The 18,347-nt window shown below is 72.9% G+C and carries 21 protein-coding genes; 4 read left to right on the top strand and 17 right to left on the bottom strand.

Translation table 11 applies throughout. The annotated features are described in order from the left end of the window. Window positions 1–34 precede the first annotated feature (34 nt). Both IF17_RS0124785 and IF17_RS0124780 read right to left on the bottom strand, forming a co-directional pair. A complete protein-coding gene (locus IF17_RS0124785) occupies window positions 35–853 on the bottom strand; it encodes a transferase (RefSeq protein ID WP_030569867.1) in 819 nt (272 codons plus the stop codon). After that, window positions 850–2,133, bottom strand: coding sequence for a glycosyltransferase family 4 protein (locus IF17_RS0124780; protein WP_030569865.1), 1,284 nt, complete (start codon window positions 2,131–2,133; stop codon window positions 850–852). Before IF17_RS0124780 ends, IF17_RS0124785 begins: the two co-directional genes overlap by 4 nt. Window positions 2,134–2,651: 518 nt before the next feature. Between IF17_RS0124780 and IF17_RS0124775 the strand changes: the two genes are divergently transcribed. After that, window positions 2,652–3,434: a hypothetical protein gene (locus IF17_RS0124775; RefSeq protein ID WP_026242105.1), complete on the top strand. Its 783-nt coding sequence runs from the start codon at window positions 2,652–2,654 to the stop codon at window positions 3,432–3,434. 137 nt (window positions 3,435–3,571) lie between these two features. Beyond that, complete coding sequence (locus tag IF17_RS0124770; RefSeq protein WP_030569862.1) at window positions 3,572–3,904, top strand: hypothetical protein; 333 nt, start codon at window positions 3,572–3,574, stop codon at window positions 3,902–3,904. Between the two features lie 66 nt (window positions 3,905–3,970). On the opposite strand, the gene der is transcribed toward IF17_RS0124770, so the two are convergent. The 7 genes from der to IF17_RS0124735 all read right to left on the bottom strand — a co-directional run bounded on the left by der (window position 3,971) and on the right by IF17_RS0124735 (window position 9,504). Next, window positions 3,971–5,440, bottom strand: a complete 1,470-nt coding sequence (gene der / locus IF17_RS0124765) for a ribosome biogenesis GTPase Der (RefSeq protein WP_030569859.1) — start codon at window positions 5,438–5,440, stop codon at window positions 3,971–3,973. Window positions 5,441–5,518: 78 nt separating this feature from the next. Continuing rightward, entirely contained in the window at window positions 5,519–6,175 is a 657-nt protein-coding gene (locus IF17_RS0124760; RefSeq protein ID WP_030569855.1) for a lysophospholipid acyltransferase family protein, read from the bottom strand. After that, window positions 6,172–6,867, bottom strand: a complete 696-nt coding sequence (gene cmk, locus IF17_RS0124755; RefSeq protein ID WP_030569852.1) for a (d)CMP kinase — start codon at window positions 6,865–6,867, stop codon at window positions 6,172–6,174. Before cmk ends, IF17_RS0124760 begins: the two co-directional genes overlap by 4 nt. A 146-nt stretch (window positions 6,868–7,013) precedes the next feature. Continuing rightward, window positions 7,014–8,099, bottom strand: coding sequence for a prephenate dehydrogenase (locus tag IF17_RS0124750; RefSeq protein WP_030569848.1), 1,086 nt, complete (start codon window positions 8,097–8,099; stop codon window positions 7,014–7,016). Then, window positions 8,096–8,458: a chorismate mutase gene (gene aroH, locus IF17_RS0124745; RefSeq protein ID WP_018515490.1), complete on the bottom strand. Its 363-nt coding sequence runs from the start codon at window positions 8,456–8,458 to the stop codon at window positions 8,096–8,098. Before aroH ends, IF17_RS0124750 begins: the two co-directional genes overlap by 4 nt. 68 nt (window positions 8,459–8,526) lie before the next feature. Next, window positions 8,527–9,129, bottom strand: coding sequence for a TetR family transcriptional regulator (locus tag IF17_RS0124740; protein WP_030569845.1), 603 nt, complete (start codon window positions 9,127–9,129; stop codon window positions 8,527–8,529). Between the two features lie 12 nt (window positions 9,130–9,141). Then, a complete protein-coding gene (locus tag IF17_RS0124735; protein WP_030569842.1) occupies window positions 9,142–9,504 on the bottom strand; it encodes a DUF1304 domain-containing protein in 363 nt (120 codons plus the stop codon). 146 nt (window positions 9,505–9,650) lie between these two features. On the opposite strand from IF17_RS0124735, the gene IF17_RS0124730 reads away from it, so the two are divergent. Beyond that, window positions 9,651–10,109 carry a Rieske (2Fe-2S) protein gene (locus IF17_RS0124730; protein WP_030569839.1) on the top strand — a complete coding sequence of 153 codons (459 nt, stop codon included), beginning with the start codon at window positions 9,651–9,653 and terminating at the stop codon, window positions 10,107–10,109. 73 nt (window positions 10,110–10,182) lie between these two features. Further along, window positions 10,183–10,869: a nucleotidyltransferase domain-containing protein gene (locus IF17_RS0124725; RefSeq protein WP_030569836.1), complete on the top strand. Its 687-nt coding sequence runs from the start codon at window positions 10,183–10,185 to the stop codon at window positions 10,867–10,869. Window positions 10,870–10,879: 10 nt separating this feature from the next. Here IF17_RS0124725 and IF17_RS0124720 read toward each other — a convergent pair whose 3' ends face one another. From IF17_RS0124720 to IF17_RS0124685, 8 genes are all read right to left on the bottom strand, one after another. After that, complete coding sequence (locus IF17_RS0124720) at window positions 10,880–11,659, bottom strand: nucleotidyltransferase domain-containing protein (protein WP_030569833.1); 780 nt, start codon at window positions 11,657–11,659, stop codon at window positions 10,880–10,882. 3 nt (window positions 11,660–11,662) lie between these two features. Further along, window positions 11,663–12,688 carry an ADP-ribosylglycohydrolase family protein gene (locus IF17_RS0124715; RefSeq protein ID WP_030569830.1) on the bottom strand — a complete coding sequence of 342 codons (1,026 nt, stop codon included), beginning with the start codon at window positions 12,686–12,688 and terminating at the stop codon, window positions 11,663–11,665. After that, window positions 12,685–13,449 (bottom strand): NUDIX hydrolase, encoded by a 765-nt coding sequence (locus IF17_RS0124710; RefSeq protein WP_030569827.1) that lies wholly within the window; start codon window positions 13,447–13,449, stop codon window positions 12,685–12,687. Before IF17_RS0124710 ends, IF17_RS0124715 begins: the two co-directional genes overlap by 4 nt. Next, complete coding sequence (locus IF17_RS0124705) at window positions 13,446–14,525, bottom strand: AAA family ATPase (RefSeq protein WP_030569824.1); 1,080 nt, start codon at window positions 14,523–14,525, stop codon at window positions 13,446–13,448. The genes IF17_RS0124710 and IF17_RS0124705 overlap by 4 nt, the downstream gene beginning before the upstream one ends. Then, on the bottom strand, window positions 14,522–15,178 hold the full coding sequence (gene pnuC, locus IF17_RS0124700) for a nicotinamide riboside transporter PnuC (RefSeq protein ID WP_030569820.1): 657 nt from the start codon (window positions 15,176–15,178) through the stop codon (window positions 14,522–14,524). The genes IF17_RS0124705 and pnuC overlap by 4 nt, the downstream gene beginning before the upstream one ends. Window positions 15,179–15,304: 126 nt before the next feature. Continuing rightward, window positions 15,305–16,633, bottom strand: a complete 1,329-nt coding sequence (locus IF17_RS0124695) for a pseudouridine synthase (RefSeq protein ID WP_030569818.1) — start codon at window positions 16,631–16,633, stop codon at window positions 15,305–15,307. Then, on the bottom strand, window positions 16,633–17,289 hold the full coding sequence (gene scpB / locus IF17_RS0124690) for an SMC-Scp complex subunit ScpB (protein WP_030569814.1): 657 nt from the start codon (window positions 17,287–17,289) through the stop codon (window positions 16,633–16,635). The genes IF17_RS0124695 and scpB overlap by 1 nt, the downstream gene beginning before the upstream one ends. Next, complete coding sequence (locus IF17_RS0124685; protein WP_030569810.1) at window positions 17,286–18,347, bottom strand: segregation and condensation protein A; 1,062 nt, start codon at window positions 18,345–18,347, stop codon at window positions 17,286–17,288. The genes scpB and IF17_RS0124685 overlap by 4 nt, the downstream gene beginning before the upstream one ends.

Raw genomic sequence — 18,347 nt, 5'->3', positions numbered from 1 at the left:
CAGGACTTGCGGACAGCACCTGTCCGCGAACGGATCAGGCAGCCGGGGGTGTGAGCCGCACGCAGAGGTCGTTCGCCGCGCTGTAGCAGGGTGTGGCGCGGACACCGTCCGCCACCGGGCGGCCCGGGTAGACGAAGGTGTGCTCCCGGGACCAGACGTCGTCGAGGATGCGGGAGATCCTGACCGCCTTGGCACCGGGCGAGGGGATCACCCACAGCCGCCAGAGCCGCTCCTCGGTGACGGGTCCCTCGGCGAGCGGGGCGTAGGGCAGGGTGAAGGCGAAGCCACCCGGCTGCCCGGAGGCGGTGAGCGGCACCCGGTGGACCCGGGCGGGCTCGCCCGGCAGCCGGGCCTCCACCACGGCCCCCTCCCCCACCTCGACCCCGTAGAGCTCGCCCTCGGCGCTCATGCCGGACGGGCCGACGCGGATGGCGCCGGCCTCGGCGTGCGGGGCCCGGACCCAGCAGCGCAGGGCGAGGCGGCCGTCGAGCGTGGGGTAGGGGACCCGGGAGCGGATGGTGGCGGTGCCGGTGTCGGGGGTGCGGTCGACGAGGGCGCGCAGATCCCGCAGCCCCGGGAGGACGGTCAGGGTGTGGTCGGAGCCGGGCTCCTCCACGTACGCGTCCCAGCGCCCCTCGGGTACGTCGGCGGAGGGCGGCAGCACCGCCCGCAGCCGCCCGGGGGCGGTACTGGTCAGCGGGAGCCGGACCGTGGTGCCCGCCCCTCCCCGGCGCCGCAGGAGCAGCACGGCCTCGGGGCCGGGGACGGTGGCGGCGGGGGCCAGGTCGAAGGTGAGCGCTCCGGCCGGATCGGCGGCGCAGTCGGCCCGTACGGTGGTGGCGGTGGCGGTCATGCGCTCTTCCCTTTGCGGAGCACGTCGGCGGCCTTGTAGCGGAGCGCGTACGCCCCGTCGAGCACGGTGCCCCGGGTGCGGTGCAGCGCGGTGCGCACAGGGCCGTGGCCCCGGCGCCGGGCGCCCTGGGCGATCAGTTCGGTGTACAGGCGCTCGTGGCGCTCGGCGATCCGCGCCGGGTCGAAGCGCTCCGACGCGGACAGCGCGGCGCGGCCCATCCGGTGGCGCAGGCCGTCGTCCTCGATCAGCTGGAGCAGCGCGGCGGCGATCGCGTCGGTGTCACCCTTCGGCACGAGCCGGCCGTCGGTGCCGTCCTCGATGATCTCGACCGGTCCGTGCGGGCAGTCGGTGGCCACCACCGGCAGTCCGCCGCGCATCGCCTCGACGATGGTCATGCCGAAGGACTCGCGGTCCGAAGTGACGGCGGCGATCGACCCCTTGGGCCACTCCGCCTCCAGGGGGGTGGCGGAGCCCATAAGGAACACGTGGTTGTGCAGGTCCAGTTGGTCGATGAGGGCGCGCAGCGTGGTCTTCTCGTCGCCGGAGGCGTCCGCACCGCCGTAGATCCGCAGCCGCCAGTCCGGGCGGACCGCGGCGACCTGGGCGAAGGCCCGTACCAGCAGGTCGTACCGTTTGACCCGGTGCAGCCGGCCGGCCGCGACGACCCACTTCAGGTCGCCGCCCGCGGGCGGACAGGCGGGCTCGGGAACGGCGTTGGGGATGGCCTCGATCCGTACGCCGGGCAGCTTCATCCGGCTGCGGTAGTCCTCGGCGTCGGCGCGGGTGACGGTGGTGAGGGCGTCGAGCAGCGTGTAGCGGTGGGCGATCTCGCGCCGCAGGCGGTAGCCGTGGTTGTCGAGCGTGAGGTGCTCCTGCCCGACGCGCACCGGGCCCCGGCGGGTCTGCCGGCTGATGTGGACGTTGAGGCCGGGGCGGGTGCCGACGACGACATCGGCTTCGAGCCGCTGGAGATGGGCGGCGATCCGGGCGTCGGTGAGTTTGCTGTACTGCTTGTGCCGGCTGTCGCCGCGCGGGAACACCGTTGCGGGCCGGGCGTGTTCGGCGTCGTCACCGTCGTACGTCGCGCTCTTCTTCCGCGTGTCGACGAGGTGGCGCAGGGTCACACCGTCGGGCGTGCCGAACGCGGGGGCCTCGCGGTGCCGGAAGACGGACACGATCTCGACGTCGTGCTGTTCGGCGAGGGTGCGGGCGAGTGTGAAGGTGGTACGGATCGTCCCCCCGATGCCGTACGCGTTGTGCAGAAGAAATGAAATATGCATGGCGCCGCCGTTTCCCCCTGGTCTGGCCGTCTCTTGCGACTGTACGTCCCGGCGGTTCACCCCGGAATGCGTGCGGAATCCGGCTGGATTCCGCCGGGGAATGCGTCGCGGTGTCCGAATACTCCCGTCGCACCGCCGGAACCGTGGCTGACCAGCAGGTTTACGGAAGCCGTGAATCCGCTTCACCGTCACCGACCGGAATCCCGCGCATACGTCGGGGACGGCCGGTGTACCGTCCGGCCGCCTGCCCGCCACCCGTTCCAGCGACGCTTTCCCTCCGTGCTTGACGTGAGGAAAGGCGGGCGGGTTGCCTGCGTCCGGCGAAAAATTCCGGCGAATATCCCGGCTCCCGGCGCCCCGGCCTCCGGGGCACGGCGGTCGACTCCTCGATGTAGCGATCTGTCGACCTTGCCCTCACTTCCGTCGCCGCCGGTGCGTGACCCCGGCCACGGATCCCGCGTTGTCTCTTCATGAGCCGGGAACCCCTCGGCCCACGCACCGAGTTCGAGGAGCCACCCGTGCCGCGCATGCTCGACGTCAGCCAGGACGTACGCGCCGAGATCGGCGACGACGAAGCCGACCGGCTGCTCGTCGGCGACGACACCCCCGGCAGTTACGACTGCACCTCCTGCCGCACTCCCGGCGACTCCGACCAGGAACGCACCAGCACGGTGCTGTTCATCGGGGACGAGACCGCCGTACTCGCGTTCGCCCACGCGACGTGCATCCCCTCGCAGGTCGTCAAGGTCGCGGAGGACCAGCTCCAGGGCGCGGTGCGCAGCATCACCGGCAGCGAGCAGAAGAACACGGAGGGGCGCATGCCCGAACAGGCTGTCCTCGGCATCACCAGCGGTCTCGTTCTCATCGAGGACGATGTCCGCCCGGCCCTGGTCGTCGAACCGACCGGACCGGTCGCCCGGCCCGGCACCGACGGCAGCGGGGGCGACGAGTTCCTCCAGCTGCTGCTGGAGCAGGGCTTCCACCCGGCCCCCGACCTGACCGCGCTGCCGGCGCCGCTGCCCGGCTGGTCGGTGCTGCTCGCCGTGGGCCAGCTGCACGCCGTGCTGCAGCCGGGCTCCGGCGGCGGCAACCCGGTCGCCTGGTGGCAGGCCCACCAGCCGCTCCAGGTGACCGACGGCTGGCGGGCCGCGGTCAACAAGTCGCAGACGGTCCTCGTCTTCGCCGCACCGGCCGGCACCATCGGCCAGCAGCCGCGCGAGGACCTGCTCCGGGACGCCCTGGAGAAGGCCGCGGTCAACGGGGTCCTGGTCGCCGCGTCCATGCCGCTGGCCGGGACCTGATCATGTCCGCCCCGCTCGGGCACCCCCGCCGAACAGCGATTTCTCCGGCGGGACCGCATCCGACGGGCGATGAGGTCGTTGGCACCTACGTGCACTCATACGACCCCTCCCGCCAGCACCAGAGCCAGATTCCTGCCATGCGTCCCTCGCAGGAGCCATCGGTGGGCACGTCCGCCACCCCGATCTACGACGCGCTGTACTCCGAGTACCGGCGCTCGTTCCGGGCGTTGCCGGGTGACCGGAGCGGTGAGGAGAACCTCCGCTTCCCGGCCTTCGGCGCCGGGATGTTCGCCTCCCGGGCCCCGCTGGGCGGCAGCCACTCCTCCCCGGCCGGTCAGAGCCGCCACACCGGGACCGGCAGCAGCGTCCAGAGCCAGCACACCGGAACCCTCGGCTCCTGGCAGCGGGTCGGCCGGCACGCCGGGCGTCCCCTGCCCGCGGCACTTCCGCCGGGGACCCGGGAGTCCTGAGAGCGGGTACGGGAGAGCCCCGGCACGATCCTTCGTACGGATCGTGCCGGGGCTCTCCCGTAGGCGCTACTTGTTGCGGCCGCGCTTCTCGCGGACCCGGACCGAGATGTGGATCGGGGTGCCCTCGAAGCCGAACTCCTCGCGCAGCCGGCGCTCGACGAAGCGGCGGTAGCCGTGCTCCAGGAAGCCGGAGGCGAACAGCACGAACCGCGGCGGCTTGGTGCCCGCCTGGGTGCCGAACAGGATGCGCGGCTGCTTGCCACCGCGGATCGGGTGCGGGTGGGAGGCGACGATCTCACCGAGGAAGGCGTTCAGCCGGCCGGTGGGGACGCGGGTCTCCCAGCCCTCGATCGCGGTCTCGATCGCCGGGACGAGCTTCTCCATGTGCCGGCCGGTGAGGGCCGAGACGTTGACCCGGGGGGCCCAGGAGATCTGCGCGAGCTCCGTCTCGATCTCGCGTTCCAGGTAGTAGCGGCGCTCCTCGTCGAGGGTGTCCCACTTGTTGAAGGCGACGACGATGGCGCGCCCGGCCTCCACGGCCATGGTGATGATCCGCTGGTCCTGGACGCTGATGGACTCGCTGGAGTCGATCAGGACGACGGCGACCTCGGCCTTCTCCACGGCGGCTGCCGTACGGAGCGAGGCGTAGTAGTCCGCGCCTTCCTGGAGGTGCACGCGGCGGCGGATGCCGGCCGTGTCGATGAACTTCCAGGTGATGCCGCCGAGCTTGATCAGCTCGTCGACCGGGTCGCGGGTGGTGCCGGCCTGTTCGTTGACGACGACCCGGTCCTCGCCCGCGACCTTGTTCAGCAGGGAGGACTTGCCGACGTTCGGACGGCCGATCAGCGCGATGCGGCGGGGGCCGCCCAGCGCGGTGCCGAACTTCTGCTCCGGGGCGTCCGGGAGGGCTTCGAGGACGGCGTCCAGCATGTCGCCGGTGCCGCGGCCGTGCAGCGAGGAGACCGGGTAGGGCTCGCCGAGGCCGAGCGACCACAGGGCGGTGGCGTCGGCCTCGCCGCTCTGGCCGTCGACCTTGTTGGCGCAGAGCACGACGGGCTTGCCGGCCCGGCGCAGCAGCTTGACGACGGCCTCGTCGGTGTCGGTGGCGCCGACGGTCGCGTCGACCACGAAGACGACGGCGTCGGCCGTCTCGATGGCGTACTCCGCCTGGGCGGCGACGGAGGCGTCGAGGCCCAGCACGTCCTGCTCCCAGCCGCCGGTGTCCATGACCTTGAAGCGGCGGCCGGCCCACTCGGCCTCGTAGCTGACGCGGTCGCGGGTGACGCCGGGCTTGTCCTGCACGACGGCCTCACGGCGGCCGATGATCCGGTTCACCAGGGTCGACTTGCCGACATTGGGGCGGCCGACGATGGCGAGCACGGGGAGCGGGCCGTGACCGGCCTCACCAAGGGCGCCCTCGACCTCTTCGGGGTCGAAGCCCTCCTGCGCGGCGAGCTCCATGAACTCCGCGTACTCGGCATCGCCAAGTTCTCCGTGCTCGTGGTCCGAGCCGCCGGAGTGAATCTGGTCGTTCATGAAGTCCGTTCCTCTTTGCATCATCATCGATGGACCGCGATCAGCGCCGTCCACTACTCAAGTCAGGTCAAGTCTGGCCTATCGCCCGGTGAGGCGCTTGGCACTTTCCAGGTGGGCGGTGAGCTTCGCCTGGATCCGCAGGGTCGCCTCGTCCAGCGCCTTGCGCGTACGCCGCCCGTCGCCGGCGCTCGCGTCGAACGCGTCACCGAAGACGACGTCGACCCGGCTGCGCAGCGGGGGCAGCCCCCGTATCAACCGCCCGCGCCGCTCGGTGCTTCCCAGGACGGCGACGGGGACGATGGGCGCCCCGCCCCGTACCGCGAAGTACGCGAGTCCGGCCCGCAGCGAGGCGAAGTCACCTTCGCCCCGGGTGCCCTCCGGGAAGATCCCGAGCGCTCCGCCGTCCGCCAGCACACCCAGCGCGTGGCCGATGGCGGTGCGGTCGACGGTCGTACGGTCCACCTCGATCTGGCCGATCCCGTGCAGGAACGGGTCGAGGGGGCCGACGAACGCCTCCTTCTTGATCAGGAAGTGCACCGGCCGGGGTGCGGTCCCCATCAGCATCGGTCCGTCGATGTTGTGGGAGTGGTTCACCGCGAGTATGACGGGTCCGGCGGCGGGCACGCGCCACGCGCCGAGCACGCGGGGCTTCCACAGCCCGTACATCAGGCCGATGCCGATCCCTCGCCCGACCGCGGCTCCGCGCAGTGTGGGCGCCCCCGTGGCGTCACTCACGCGGCGGTCCGCTTCTCCTCGACGAGGGTGACGACGCACTCGATGACCTGCTGGAGGGTCAGGTCGGTGGTGTCCACCTCGACGGCGTCGTCCGCCTTGGCGAGGGGGGAGGTCTTCCGGCCGGAGTCGGCGGCGTCCCGCAGAATCAGGGCCTCGCGGGTGGCGGCGAGGTCGGAGCCCTTGACCTCACCGCTGCGGCGGGCGGCGCGGGCCTCCGGGGAGGCGGTGAGGAAGATCTTGAGGTCGGCGTCGGGCAGCACGGTGGTGCCGATGTCGCGGCCCTCGACGACGATGCCGCCCACGGCGCCCGCGGCGATGGAGCGCTGGAGCTCGGTGATGATCGTGCGCACCTCGGGGACCGCGCTGACGGCGCTGACCTTGGAGGTGACCTCCTGGGTGCGGATCGGGCCCGAGGCGTCCTCGCCGTCGACGGTGATCGTCGGGCCGGTCGGGTCGGTGCCGGAGATGATCACGGGCTTGGCGGCCGCGGTCGCGATCTCGGCGGGGCTGTTCACGTCGATGCCGTTGGTCAGCATCCACCAGGTGATGGCCCGGTACTGCGCGCCCGTGTCCAGGTAGCTCAGGCCGAGCTTGGCGGCGACGGCCTTGGAGGTGCTCGACTTTCCGGTGCCCGAAGGCCCGTCGATGGCGACGATCACGGCGGAGCTTGCGGTTTCCACGGTGGTGGACACCTTCCTGGTACACGGGGTGGGGACGGACAGGCCTGAGGGCGGCCTTGTACCAGGTTACCGAGTGCCGGGCGCGCCCTTGTACCCCGTACGGGGGAGGCTCCGTCCCCGTACGGGGGTGGCGCCGGGCGCCGCCTCCCCCACCGGCCTCAGTTGCGGACCGACCAGCCGCGCTCGGTCAGGGCCGCCGCGAGCACGGGGGCCGCGCTCGGTACGACCATGAGCTGGACCAGGCCCGCCTGCTGCCCGGTGGCGTGCTCGATGCGGACGTCCTCGATGTTGACCCCGGCCCGGCCCGCGTCGGCGAAGATCGAGGCGAGCTCGCCCGGCTTGTCGCCGATGAGGACGGCCACGGTCTCGTACGCGGCGGGGGCCGCGCCGTGCTTGCCGGGGACCCGGACGCGGCCCGCGTTGCCGCGGCGCAGGACGTCCTCGATGGCGTCGGTGCCCGCACGCCGCTTCTCCTCGTCGGCGGAGTGCAGGCCGCGCAGCGCGGTCACCGTCTCCTCCAGGTCGGCGGCGACCCCGGCCAGCACGTCGGCGACCGGTCCGGGGTTGGCGGAGAGGATCTCCACCCACATCCGGGGGTCCGACGCGGCGATCCGGGTCACGTCGCGGATGCCCTGGCCGCACAGGCGTACGGCGGTCTCGTCGGCCTCCTCAAGGCGCGCGGCGACCATGGAGGAGATCAGCTGCGGGGTGTGGGAGACGAGGGCGACGGCCCGGTCGTGGGCGTCGGCGTCCATGACCACGGGGACGGCCCGGCAGAGTGCGACCAGCTCCAGCGCGAGGTTGAGGACCTCGGTGTCGGTGTCCCGGGTCGGGGTGAGGACCCAGGGGCGCCCCTCGAAGAGGTCGCCGGTGGCGGCGAGCGGCCCCGAGCGCTCCTTGCCCGCCATCGGGTGCGTACCGATGTACGGGGAGAGGTCGAGGCCCATCGCCTCCAGCTCGCGGCGCGGGCCGCCCTTGACGCTGGCGACGTCCAGGTAGCCCCGGGCCACCCCGTCCCGCATGGCCCGGGCCAGGACGGTGGCCGTGTGGGCGGGCGGTACGGCGATGACCGCCAGGTCGACCCGGCCCCCCGGCGGCTCGTCGCTGCCGGCGCCGAGCGCGGCCGCCGTGCGGGCCGACTCGGGGTCGTGGTCGACGAGGTGGACGTGGACGGAGCGGCCGGAGAGCGCGAGGGCGGCGGAGGTGCCGACGAGGCCGGTTCCGATGACGAGGGCGGTTCTCACTGGGCGATGTCCTTGCGCAGGGCGGCGGTGGCGCCGAGGTAGACGTGGCTGATCTCCGCACGCGAGAGATAGGTCTCGACGTGGGCGAGGAGGCGGACGACGCGGGGCATGGCGCCCTCGATGTCCAGCTCCTGGGCGCAGATCAGGGGGACGTCGACGATCCCGAGGCCGCGCGCGGCGGCGGCCGGGAAGTCGCTGTGCAGGTCGGGGGTGGCGGTGAACCAGATGCTGATCAGGTCGTCGGCGACCAGCTCGTTGCGTTCCAGGACGGCCGTGAGCAGCTCACCGACCCGCTCGTCCATGTGCCCGGCCTCGTCCCGCTCCAGCTGGACGGCGCCTCGGACCGCTCGTACCGCCACGTCGTACTCCTTGCTCGTTCACTTCCGCACTGCTCCTGATCACCCTAGAGGGGAGGCGCCGGGCCCGGTCACCGCGCTCTCTGGGTGAGACGGGCGGTGGCGTGGACGGCGAGGAGCATGCGCCAGATCCGGCCGGCGAGGTGTTCCGGCGTCGCGGTGGTGCGCCCGTGCACCCAGTCGGCGAGGACGCCGGTGAAGAGCCCGGCGACGGCGCTCGCGGTGAGGTCGTGTCCGGTCTCCGCCGGGCGGCGGGCGGTCAGCTCGTCGAGGCTGCGCCGCCGCAGCTCCCGGTGAAGCAGCTCGCCGAGGGGCCCGCCGCCGCCCTCGCGGAGCAGGCTGCGGTAGACGGGCGCCCGGGTGTGGACGGACGCGAGGAGAGCGGCGAGCGGGGCCGGGGGCGCGTCGGGGCCGGGCGGTGCGCCGTCCCAGGCGTGCAGGGCGTCGACGGCTTCGGTGACGACCTCGGCGCAGGCGTCCACCGCGAGGGCGTGCAGGTCGTCGTAGTGGAGGTAGAAGGTGGCCCGCCCGACGCCGGCCCCGCGGACCACCTGCGCCACGCTGACCTGTTCGAGTGGCCGGTGCTCGCAGGCGGCGAGCAGGGCGGCGCGGAGCTTGGCCCGGGTGCGTGCGGTACGGGGGTCGGCGCTGCCGTCGGTCACTGCGGGGCTCATCGGCCCAGGATCTCAGCCCGCGAGCAGGACGGCGCCGAGGGCGAGCGCGGACGGCACGGCCTGGACGTACAGGATCTTCCGGCTCACGGTGGCGGCCCCGTAGACCCCGGCGACGATCAGGCAGCTCAGGAAGAAGACCTGCGCCTGGTACGCGACGGGGTCGGCGGCGATGAGTCCCCAGACCAGACCGGCGGCCATGAACCCGTTGTAGAGGCCCTGGTTGGCGGCGAGGGTGGCGCTCTCCCGGGAGAAGGCGGGAGTCGTACCGAAGGCCTTGCGGCCGCGGTCGGTGTCCCAGAGGAACATCTCCAGGACGAGGAAGTAGGCGTGGATCAGCGCGACGAGCGCGACCAGGACCTGAGCGGTGATGTGCATGACGTCGGCCTCCCGGGGGCGATTTCCTGGACGACTGTACAGGAAGTGCCTCGAACCCGCCCGGTTGCTTCACCTGCGCGCTCCCCGGCACCACCATGGCCAGCAGAGATCGCCCCCCACGCCCGACAACTGGAGAGCCCATGCCCATGAACGCGAACGCACGGCGAAGGACGGTCCTGACCGCGGGCGCGGCGGGCGCCGCCGCCCTGGTGACCGGCTGCGGGTCGTCCGCCGACGAGGGCGGCGGAGGGGACGCGAGCGGTACGCCGACGGGTACGGCGTCGGACACCGCGTCGCCCGGGGCCTCCCCCGGCGGCGGTCAGCAGCTCGCCGCGACGGGCGACATCCCGGTCGGCGGCGGCACCATCTTCAAGGAGCAGAAAGTGGTGGTGACGCAGCCGGAGGAGGGTGAGTTCAAGGCCTTCTCCGCCGTCTGCACGCACGCCCAGTGCCTCGTCTCGACGGTCAGCGACGGCACCATCAACTGCCCCTGCCACGGCTCCAAGTTCTCCATCACGGACGCGGCGGTCGAGGCCGGCCCGGCGACCCGCCCGCTGCCGGCCGAGCAGATCACCGTCGAGGGTGGAGCGATCCGGCTGGGCTGAGGGCCGGGGCTTCTCAGTGCGCCGCCGGAATCTCGGGGGCGGGGCGGCCCGCCGCCCCCGTACCCTCGCCGCCATGATCACTCCCACCGACGAGGCTCTCGTACGCGACCACACGGTCTACGCGTGTGTGATGGGTTCCCGCGCGTTCGGTCTGGCGACGGAGGACAGCGATACCGACCGGCGGGGCGTGTTCGTGGCCCCCACCCCGCTGTTCTGGCGCCTCGACAAACCCCCGGCGCACATCGAGGGCCCAGCTCCCGAACAGTTCTCCTGGGAGCTGGAGCGCTTCTGCGAGCTGGCGCTGCGGGCCAACCCGAACGTGCTGGAGTGCCTGCACTCCCCGCTGGTGGAGTACGTGGACGACACCGGCCGCGAACTGCTGGAGCTGCGCGGGGCGTTCCTCTCCCGCCTGGCCCACGCCACGTTCGTCCGCTACGCGCTGGGCCAGCGGAAGAAGCTGGAGGCCGACGTACGGCAGTACGGGGAGCCCCGCTGGAAGCACGCGATGCACCTGCTGCGGCTGCTGGCGAGCGGCCGGGACCTGCTGCGCACGGGCGAGCTGCACATCGACGTCGGCGAAGCGCGCGAGGGGCTGCTGGCGGTGAAGCGGGGCGAGGTGTCCTGGCCGGAGGTGGAGCGCCGGATGAACCGGCTGGCCGAGGAGAACGACGCGGCGGCGGACGCCTCCCCACTGCCGCCCGGACCGGACCGGGCGGCGGTGGAGGACTTCCTGGTACGGGTCCGGCGGACGTCCGCCTAGAGGCCAGGCGTCAGGGCGCGAGCCGCGCCCGTACGACGAGGTCGTGCAGGTCCTCCAGAGCCGTCGCGGCCTCCGGCAGCCGGGAGCGGTCCTGCGCCTCGTCCAGGACGCGGTGCAGCTCCTCGACGTCCCGGGCCACCGCTCCGCCGTCCAGATCCGTCGCCGCCGCGTGCTCGGCCTCCGCCTTCGCCTCGATCAGGCCGGGCAGATACGCGGGGGCGTCGACCTCGCCGAGCAGCGTCGGCAGATGGGCCTGGATGGACCCGCCGCGCATCAGGTGGATGCCGGTGAGCAGGGCGCGGAAGGTGTAGAGCAGCGGTTTCAGCTCACCGGTCTTCGCGTACAGCCTCCACTGGGTGCCGGCGAAGCCCCGGTAGTGGTGGGCGTGGTTGCGGGTCAGTACGCCGGGGACGAGGGCGGACAGTTCGGTGTGGAGGGTGCTCGTGTGCACCACCAGCGGGGAGAGCAGCTGCTCCAGGACGTAGCCGTTCGGCCGGAGCATCAGGCGGACGAACTTCCGCAGGTCGTGGGTGACGAGGTCCATCTCGACCCCGTCCCGCTCCCACATCCGGGTCCGGGTCTCCTCCAGCTGGTGCAGCCCCACCAGGTCCTCGGCGGGCAGGACGTGGACCCCCCGCAGGTCCACGTCCGAGTCCCGGGAGGGGAAGCCGTAGAGGTGGGCGCCGGAGACCGTGGCGAAGACCAGCGGGCCGGGGGCGTGGGCGAGGTCCGGGCGCAGGTCGGCGACCGGCAGGCCGGCCCGCGCCAGGGTGAGGGGTGAGGTGCTCATGGCTCAAGCGTCCCAGAGCGCCGCCAGGGAGAGCAGGTCGCTGCGGTACTCGATGCGTTCCGACCACTCCTGGGGCCAGGCCCCCGCGCCCAGGTGGGCGCCGGCGAAGGCGCCCGCCAGGCAGGCGATCGAGTCGGAGTCGCCCCGGGTGCAGGCGGCCCGGCGCAGGGCGGTGAGCGGGTCCTCGGGGAAGAGCAGGAAGCAGTGCAGGGCCGTGGCGAGGGCCTCCTCGGCGATCCAGCCGTCGCCGGTGCGCTCGCACGGGTCGGTCTCCGGGGACGGGGTGCGCAACGCCTCCTGGAGGGCGGCCAGGGCCACCTGGCACTCGTCCCAGCCGCGGCTGATGAACGCCTCGGGTGAGGTGTCCCCGGCGTAGCGCCACAGGTCGCCGAGCCAACGGGTGTGGTAGCGGCCGGTGTTCTCGTACGCGTAGCTGCGCAGCCGGCCGATCAGGCCGAGCGGTTCGGCGCCCTGGGCGAGCAGGAAGACCGCACGGGCGGTCAGGTCGGAGGCGGCCAGGGCGGTGGGGTGGCCGTGGGTCAGGGCGGCCTGGAGCTGGGCGGCGCCGGCGCGCTGTTCGTCGCTGAGGCCGGGGACGAGGCCGATGGGGGCGACCCGCATGTTGGCGCCGCAGCCCTTGGAGCGGGTCTGGCTCGCCTCCTGCCAGACCGGGCCGGTCTCCAGCAGGCGGCAGGCGGTGAGGCAGGTGTTGCCGGGGGCGCGATTGTTCTCCGGCGAGTGGTACCAGGCGATGAACTCCCTGCGTACCGGGTCCACCATCCGCTCCGGGGTGAGCAGTCCGCTGTCCATGGCGGTGCGGATGCCACGGCCCAGCGCGATCGTCATCTGGGTGTCGTCGGTGACGATCGCGGGGGTCGGCAGGGCCATCTGCTGCCAGGGGCCGAACTTGGCGAGGATGGCGGGGACGTCGTTGAACTCGGTGGGGAAGCCCAGCGCGTCACCGAGCGCGAGCCCGGTCAGCGCGCCGGTGGCCGCCTGCTTGGTGATTCTTCGGGTGGCTGTGGTCATGGCGTTCGTCCTTCCGGGCGCGAGAGGGGTACGTAGGTGGGCTGCGGGCGCAGCAGGGGCGGGTGCAGGGTCGTGGTTCCGCCCGCCCGGTACAGCGCGGCCGGTTTGCCCCGGCCGCCGGTGCGGCGCGGCGGGCCGTCGACCGGCTGGACGAAGCCCGGCACGTTCAGGACCTTGCGCCGGAAGTTGGGGCGGTCCAGCTCGACGCCCCACACCGTCTCGTAGACCTGTTGTAGCTCGCCGAGGGTGAACTCGGCGGGGCAGAACTCCGTTGCCAGGCAGGTGTACTCCAGCTTGGCGCCGATCCGGTCGCGGGCGTCGGCCAGGATCCGGTCGTGGTCGAAGGCGAGCGGGCCGGTGGAGCCCGTCGCCCACCACCGCGCGCTCGCCGCGTCGCCGCCGCCGCGCGGTTCGGGCAGGTCCGGCAGGAGTGCGGCGTACGCGACGGAGACGACCCGCATCCTCGGGTCGCGGTCCGGGTCGGTGTAGGTGCGCAGCTGCTCCAGGTGGAGGGTGCCCACGGCGTCCGGGCCGAGGCCGGTCTCCTCGGCCAGCTCGCGGCGGGCCGCCTCGTCGGCGGACTCGCGGGGCAGGACGAAGCCGCCCGGCAGTGCCCAGCGGCCCTGGAAGGGATCCTGGCCGCGTTCGACCAGCAGCACGTGGAGCGCCTCGTCCCGGACGGTGAAGACCGCGAGGTCGACGGTGACCGCGAACGGCGGGAAGGCGTGCGGGTCGTACCCCTCGGGCACGCCGGTGCTCATCGCTTCTCCGGGAGCGGGGCGGCGAAGTCCCAGCCGGTGGCGAGAAGTTCGTCCACGGCGGCGACGGCCGCGGCGAGGCGGGCCTCGGGCGGGCCGGTGATCTCGATGAACCGGCGTCCGGTGCGCGTGAGTTCGGCGCGGAAGCGGTCGGTCATCCAGGGACGCAGCTCCTCGCCGTCCCGCAGCCCGTCGTCCTCGAAGGCGACGCCCTCGTGGTCGGTGAGCAGCCACAGGTGGTGGGCCGTCCGGTCCGCGATCTCCTCGACGAGCGGGTTGCGGCCGCCGACGTACCGCTCGTGCCAGACGGTGGTGGCGAAGGAGTCCGTGTCGCAGAAGAGGACCGGGGAGCCGGTGCGGGCGGCGGCCTCCTCGCGCTCGTTCTGGGCCTCGGCGATGACGGGGAAGTCGTCGGTGGTGAAGGTGACGTCCTCCCAGGCGGCCTCGGGCCACCGCGCGCGCAGCGCGGCGAGCTTGTGCTCGCTGTACTCGCGCCCGTATTCCGCGACGTACCCCGTCCCCGCCCAGACCCCGCCACGGGCCCGGTAGTGGCCGGTGAGGGCCCGCGCGAGGGTGGTGGTGCCGGTGGACTCGGCGCCGAGAACGACGACCCGGCGGGCGAGGGCGGCCCGGACGGGTCCCCGGAGGAAGTCCCAGCAGCCGACGGGGTCCTTGCGCACGGCGGTGCCGGAGACCGGGAAGAGGGTGCGGTCGGCGTCGACGAGGACGGACGCGGCACCGAAGCGGCGGCCGAGCTCCTCCCCGTACGCCTCCGAGGTGAAGACCGCGTCGACCCGCTCGGGCACGGCGGCGGTGAAGACGGCCATGTGCGCGTCCCAGACCGCCGGGTCGGTCACGTCCATGTGCGTGTCGTCGACCGCGCCGACCACCGTGACGTCCGGGTGGACCTCCCGCATCCAGGCGACCCGGTCGGCGAGCGACACGGACTCCACGGAGGCGGCGCAGACCAGCACGGTCAGCCGCTCGCAGTGGTCCTGGGCAGTGCGGACGAGGTGGTGGTGGCCGGCGTGCGGCGGGTAGAACTTGCCCAGGACCAGGCCGTGTTCGTAAGCCTTCATGCCGTGGCCACCTCCAGCGGACGGGAGTTACGGGCGGTCAGGTCGCGGTGCCAGTTGCGCAGGCCGACGAGGCAGAGGGCGAGGAAGCCGGCGTACAGCAGCGAGGTCAGGTACAGCCCCTTGTGCGCGTACAGCGGGATGTAGACCAGGTCCGCCGCGATCCACAGCCACCAGGACTCCAGCCGCTTCCGGCACTGCCCGTACGTCGCCATCAGGGACAGCGAGGTCGTCGACGCGTCCCAGAACGGGACGGTGGAGTCGGTGGCGCGGGTGAGCAGCAGGGTGAGCCCTGCGGTCCCCACCACCCCCGCCGCGAGCAGCCAGGCCCATTCGGTGCGCGTCGTCCTGCGCACCGGCAGGACCGAGGTCCCTGGTCCACCCCCGTGGGTCCAGGTCCACCAGCCGTACGCGGCGAGGGTGATGAAGACGATCTGGAGGCCGGCGTCGGCGTACAGGCCGGCCTGGGCGAAGAGCAGGATGAAGAAGACGTTGTTGGCGATGCCGATCGGCCAGTTGGCGATGTGCTGGCGGGCCACGAGCCACACGCACAGCGCGCCGCTGCCGAATCCCAGCACCTCGGTCCAGCTGACCGGGGTGTCCAGGACCGTCACCAGGGGCTGTTGCAGGGGTTCGAGTATGTCCGCGAGGCTCACGGGCCCGCCTCCTTTTTTAATAGTCACTCTGACTATAAAGGGTGGACGGGGGCAGCAAAAGGCCCGCGGCCGGTTCTGTTCGAACTTTCCGAACGGATACCTGCCGCGGGCCTTGTGGGAGCGCTGTTAGAGACCGACCTCGCGCATCAGCATGCCGACCTCGGTGTTGGTGAGGCGGCGCAGCCAGCCGGACTTCTGGTCACCCAGCGGGATCGGCCCGAAGGACGTCCGCACCAGGCGCTCGACCGGGAAGCCGGCCTCGGCCAGCATCCGGCGCACGATGTGCTTGCGGCCCTCGTGGAGGGTCACCTCGACCAGGTAGTTCTTGCCGGTGTTCTCGACGACGCGGAAGTGGTCGGCGCGGGCGTAGCCGTCCTCCAGCTGGATGCCGTCCTTGAGCCGCTTGCCGAGGTCGCGCGGCAGGGGGCCCTGGATGGCGGCCAGGTAGGTCTTCTTCACGCCGTACTTCGGGTGCGTGAGGCGGTGGGCCAGCTCACCGTGGTTGGTGAGCATGATGATGCCCTCGGTCTCGGTGTCGAGGCGGCCGACGTGGAACAGCCGCGTCTCGCGGTTGGTCACGTAGTCGCCGAGGCACTGGCGGCCGTCCGGGTCCTCCATCGAGGAGACGACGCCCGCGGGCTTGTTCAGCGCGAAGAACAGGTAGGACTGGGCGGCGACGGTCAGGCCGTCGACCTTGATCTCGTCCTTGTGCACATCGACGCGCTTGCCCTGCTCGACGACGATCTCGCCGTTGACCTCGACGCGGGCCTGCTCGATCAGCTCCTCGCACGCGCGGCGCGAGCCCATGCCGGCCCGGGCGAGGACCTTCTGCAGCCGCTCGCCCTCCTCCTCGGCGCCCGGGTGGGTCTTGGGGAGGTTGATCTCGGGCTTGTTCGCGTACCGGTCGCGGTTGCGCTGCTCGATCTTGGCGTCCAGCTCACGGGGGCGCGAGGGGCTGCCGCCGCGCCGGAAGCCACCGCTGCGGCTGCCGCCCTGTGCGGGCTTCGGGCCGCCCTTGGCGCCGCCGCGGGCCGCCGAGCCGCGGCCCTTGCGGGGGCCGTCCTGCTCGCGGGCCTCGCGGGCGCCGGGGGCGTCGTTGCCGACGTCGTAGCGGCGCTCCTCGGGGCGGGGACGGCGGGGGCGCTGGTCCTGCTCGTCGCGCCCGCCCTGGTAGCCGCCGCGCCCGCCCTGGGGGCGCCCGCCCTGGCCGCCGGAGGGACGACCGCCCTGGCTGCCGCCGCGTCCGCCCTGACCGCCGGAGGGACGACCTCCCTGACCGCCGGAGGGCCGTCCGCCCTGGCCACCCGGACGGCCGCCCGAGGCTCCGGGCCGTCCGCCCTGGCCGCTGCCGCCGCGTCCGCCGCCGCCCTGGCCGCCGGGACGGCCGCCCTGGCCGCCGCCGCTCCGGCCGCTGCCGCCGCTGCCGCTTCCGCTGTTCCTGCCACTGCTTCGCATCAAAATTCCGTCTTGTCGTCTGCGTGAGTATCCGGGGTGTCCGGTGCGTCCGGATCGAACGACGGCACACCCTCTAGCGTCTCAGCCTCGATCGCGTCCGCCTCGGGGAGGAAGGGCGCGAGTTCCGGGAGCTCGTCCAGGCCGCGCAGGCCCATTCGCTCCAGAAAGTAGTTCGTCGTCCTGTACAGGATCGCACCTGTTTCGGGTTCCGCGCCCGCCTCGGCCACCAGGCCCCTCTGGAGGAGGGTCCGCATGACGCCGTCGCAGTTGACTCCGCGCACCGCCGAGACCCGCGACCGGCTCACCGGCTGCCGGTAGGCGACCACCGCCAGGGTCTCCAGCGCGGCCTGGGTCAGCCGGGCGTGCTGGCCGTCCAGGACGAAGCCCTCGACGGCCGCCGCGTACTCGGGGCGGGTGTAGAACCGCCAGCCGCCCGCCACCAGCCGCAGGTCGAAGCCCCGGCGCTGCACGGTGTACTCGTCGGCCAGCTCCCGCAGCGCGTCCGCCACGGCCCTGCGGGGCCGCTGGAGCACCTTGGCCAGCTGGTCGACGGTGGCGGGCTCGTCGACGACCATGAGGACCGCCTCCAGGGCGGGCTTCAGGTCCAGCGAGGCGACGGCGCCCGTGTCGTCCCCCTGGATCGGCTGCTCGCTCATTCCCGTACGTCCTCCTCCTGCTCGGCCGTCCCGTTCATCTCCTGGTCGAACTCGTCCGTCACCACCGGCTCCGTCCCTTCCCCGCCGCACCAGGCCACCAGCAGCTCGCCCAGCGCCTCGTCCTGGTCCAGGGTGACGGCCTTCTCCCGGTACAGCTCCAGCAGGGCCAGGAAGCGGGCGACCACGGTGAGGGTGTCGGGGGCGTCCTCGGTGAGGGTGCGGAAACTCACCGCCGCCCCGGCCTCGCGCAGCCGCTCTACCACGATGCCCGCCTGCTCCCGCACGCTGACCAGCGGGGCGTGGATGTGGTCGACGTACACCTGGGGCTTGGGCTTCGGCTGCATCGCCTTGACCGCCAGCTTGGCGAACCCTTCCGGCCCGATGCTGATGACGACCTCGGGCAGCAGCTCCGCGTGGTGGTCCTCCAGGCCGACCGTACGGGGGTGGCGGCGGGCCTCGGACTCCAGGCGGCCGCTGAAGATGTCCGCGATCTGCTTGTACGCGCGGTACTGGAGCAGCCGCGCGAAGAGCAGGTCCCGCGCCTCCAGGAGCGCCAGGTCCGCCTCGTCCTCCACCTCGGCGGCGGGCAGCAGCCGGGCGGCCTTCAGGTCCAGCAGGGTGGCGGCGACGACGAGGAACTCGGTGGTCTGGTCGAGGTCCCAGTCGGGGCCCATGGCGCGGATGTACGCCATGAACTCGTCGGTGACCTTCGAGAGCGCGACCTCGGTCACGTCGAGCTTGTGCCGGGAGATCAGCTGGAGGAGGAGGTCGAAGGGGCCCTCGAAGTTCACCAGCCGGACGGTGAAGCGCTTGTCGTCGGCGGCTTCCGGCGGCTCGGTGGGCTCAGCCCCGGTCTGTACGGGCTCCGGCGCCGTTTCCGGCACTTCCGGTACGGGAACGGCCTCCGGCTCCCGTACGGGCTCCGCAGGCGCCTCCACGGCCGCCGGAACGGACTCCGCAACCGGCTCCGGAACGGGCGCCGGCTCAGGCGCCACCGCCCCCGGCCCCCGCCCCAGGGCACGGCGGCGCGGGGCGGCGGGGTCGTGGGGCGGGGGCAT

This window comes from Streptomyces cyaneofuscatus (assembly GCF_000718135.1).
Taxonomy (GTDB): Bacteria; Actinomycetota; Actinomycetes; order Streptomycetales; family Streptomycetaceae; genus Streptomyces; species Streptomyces cyaneofuscatus.
This window is presented reverse-complemented; position numbering and strand designations above follow the sequence as displayed.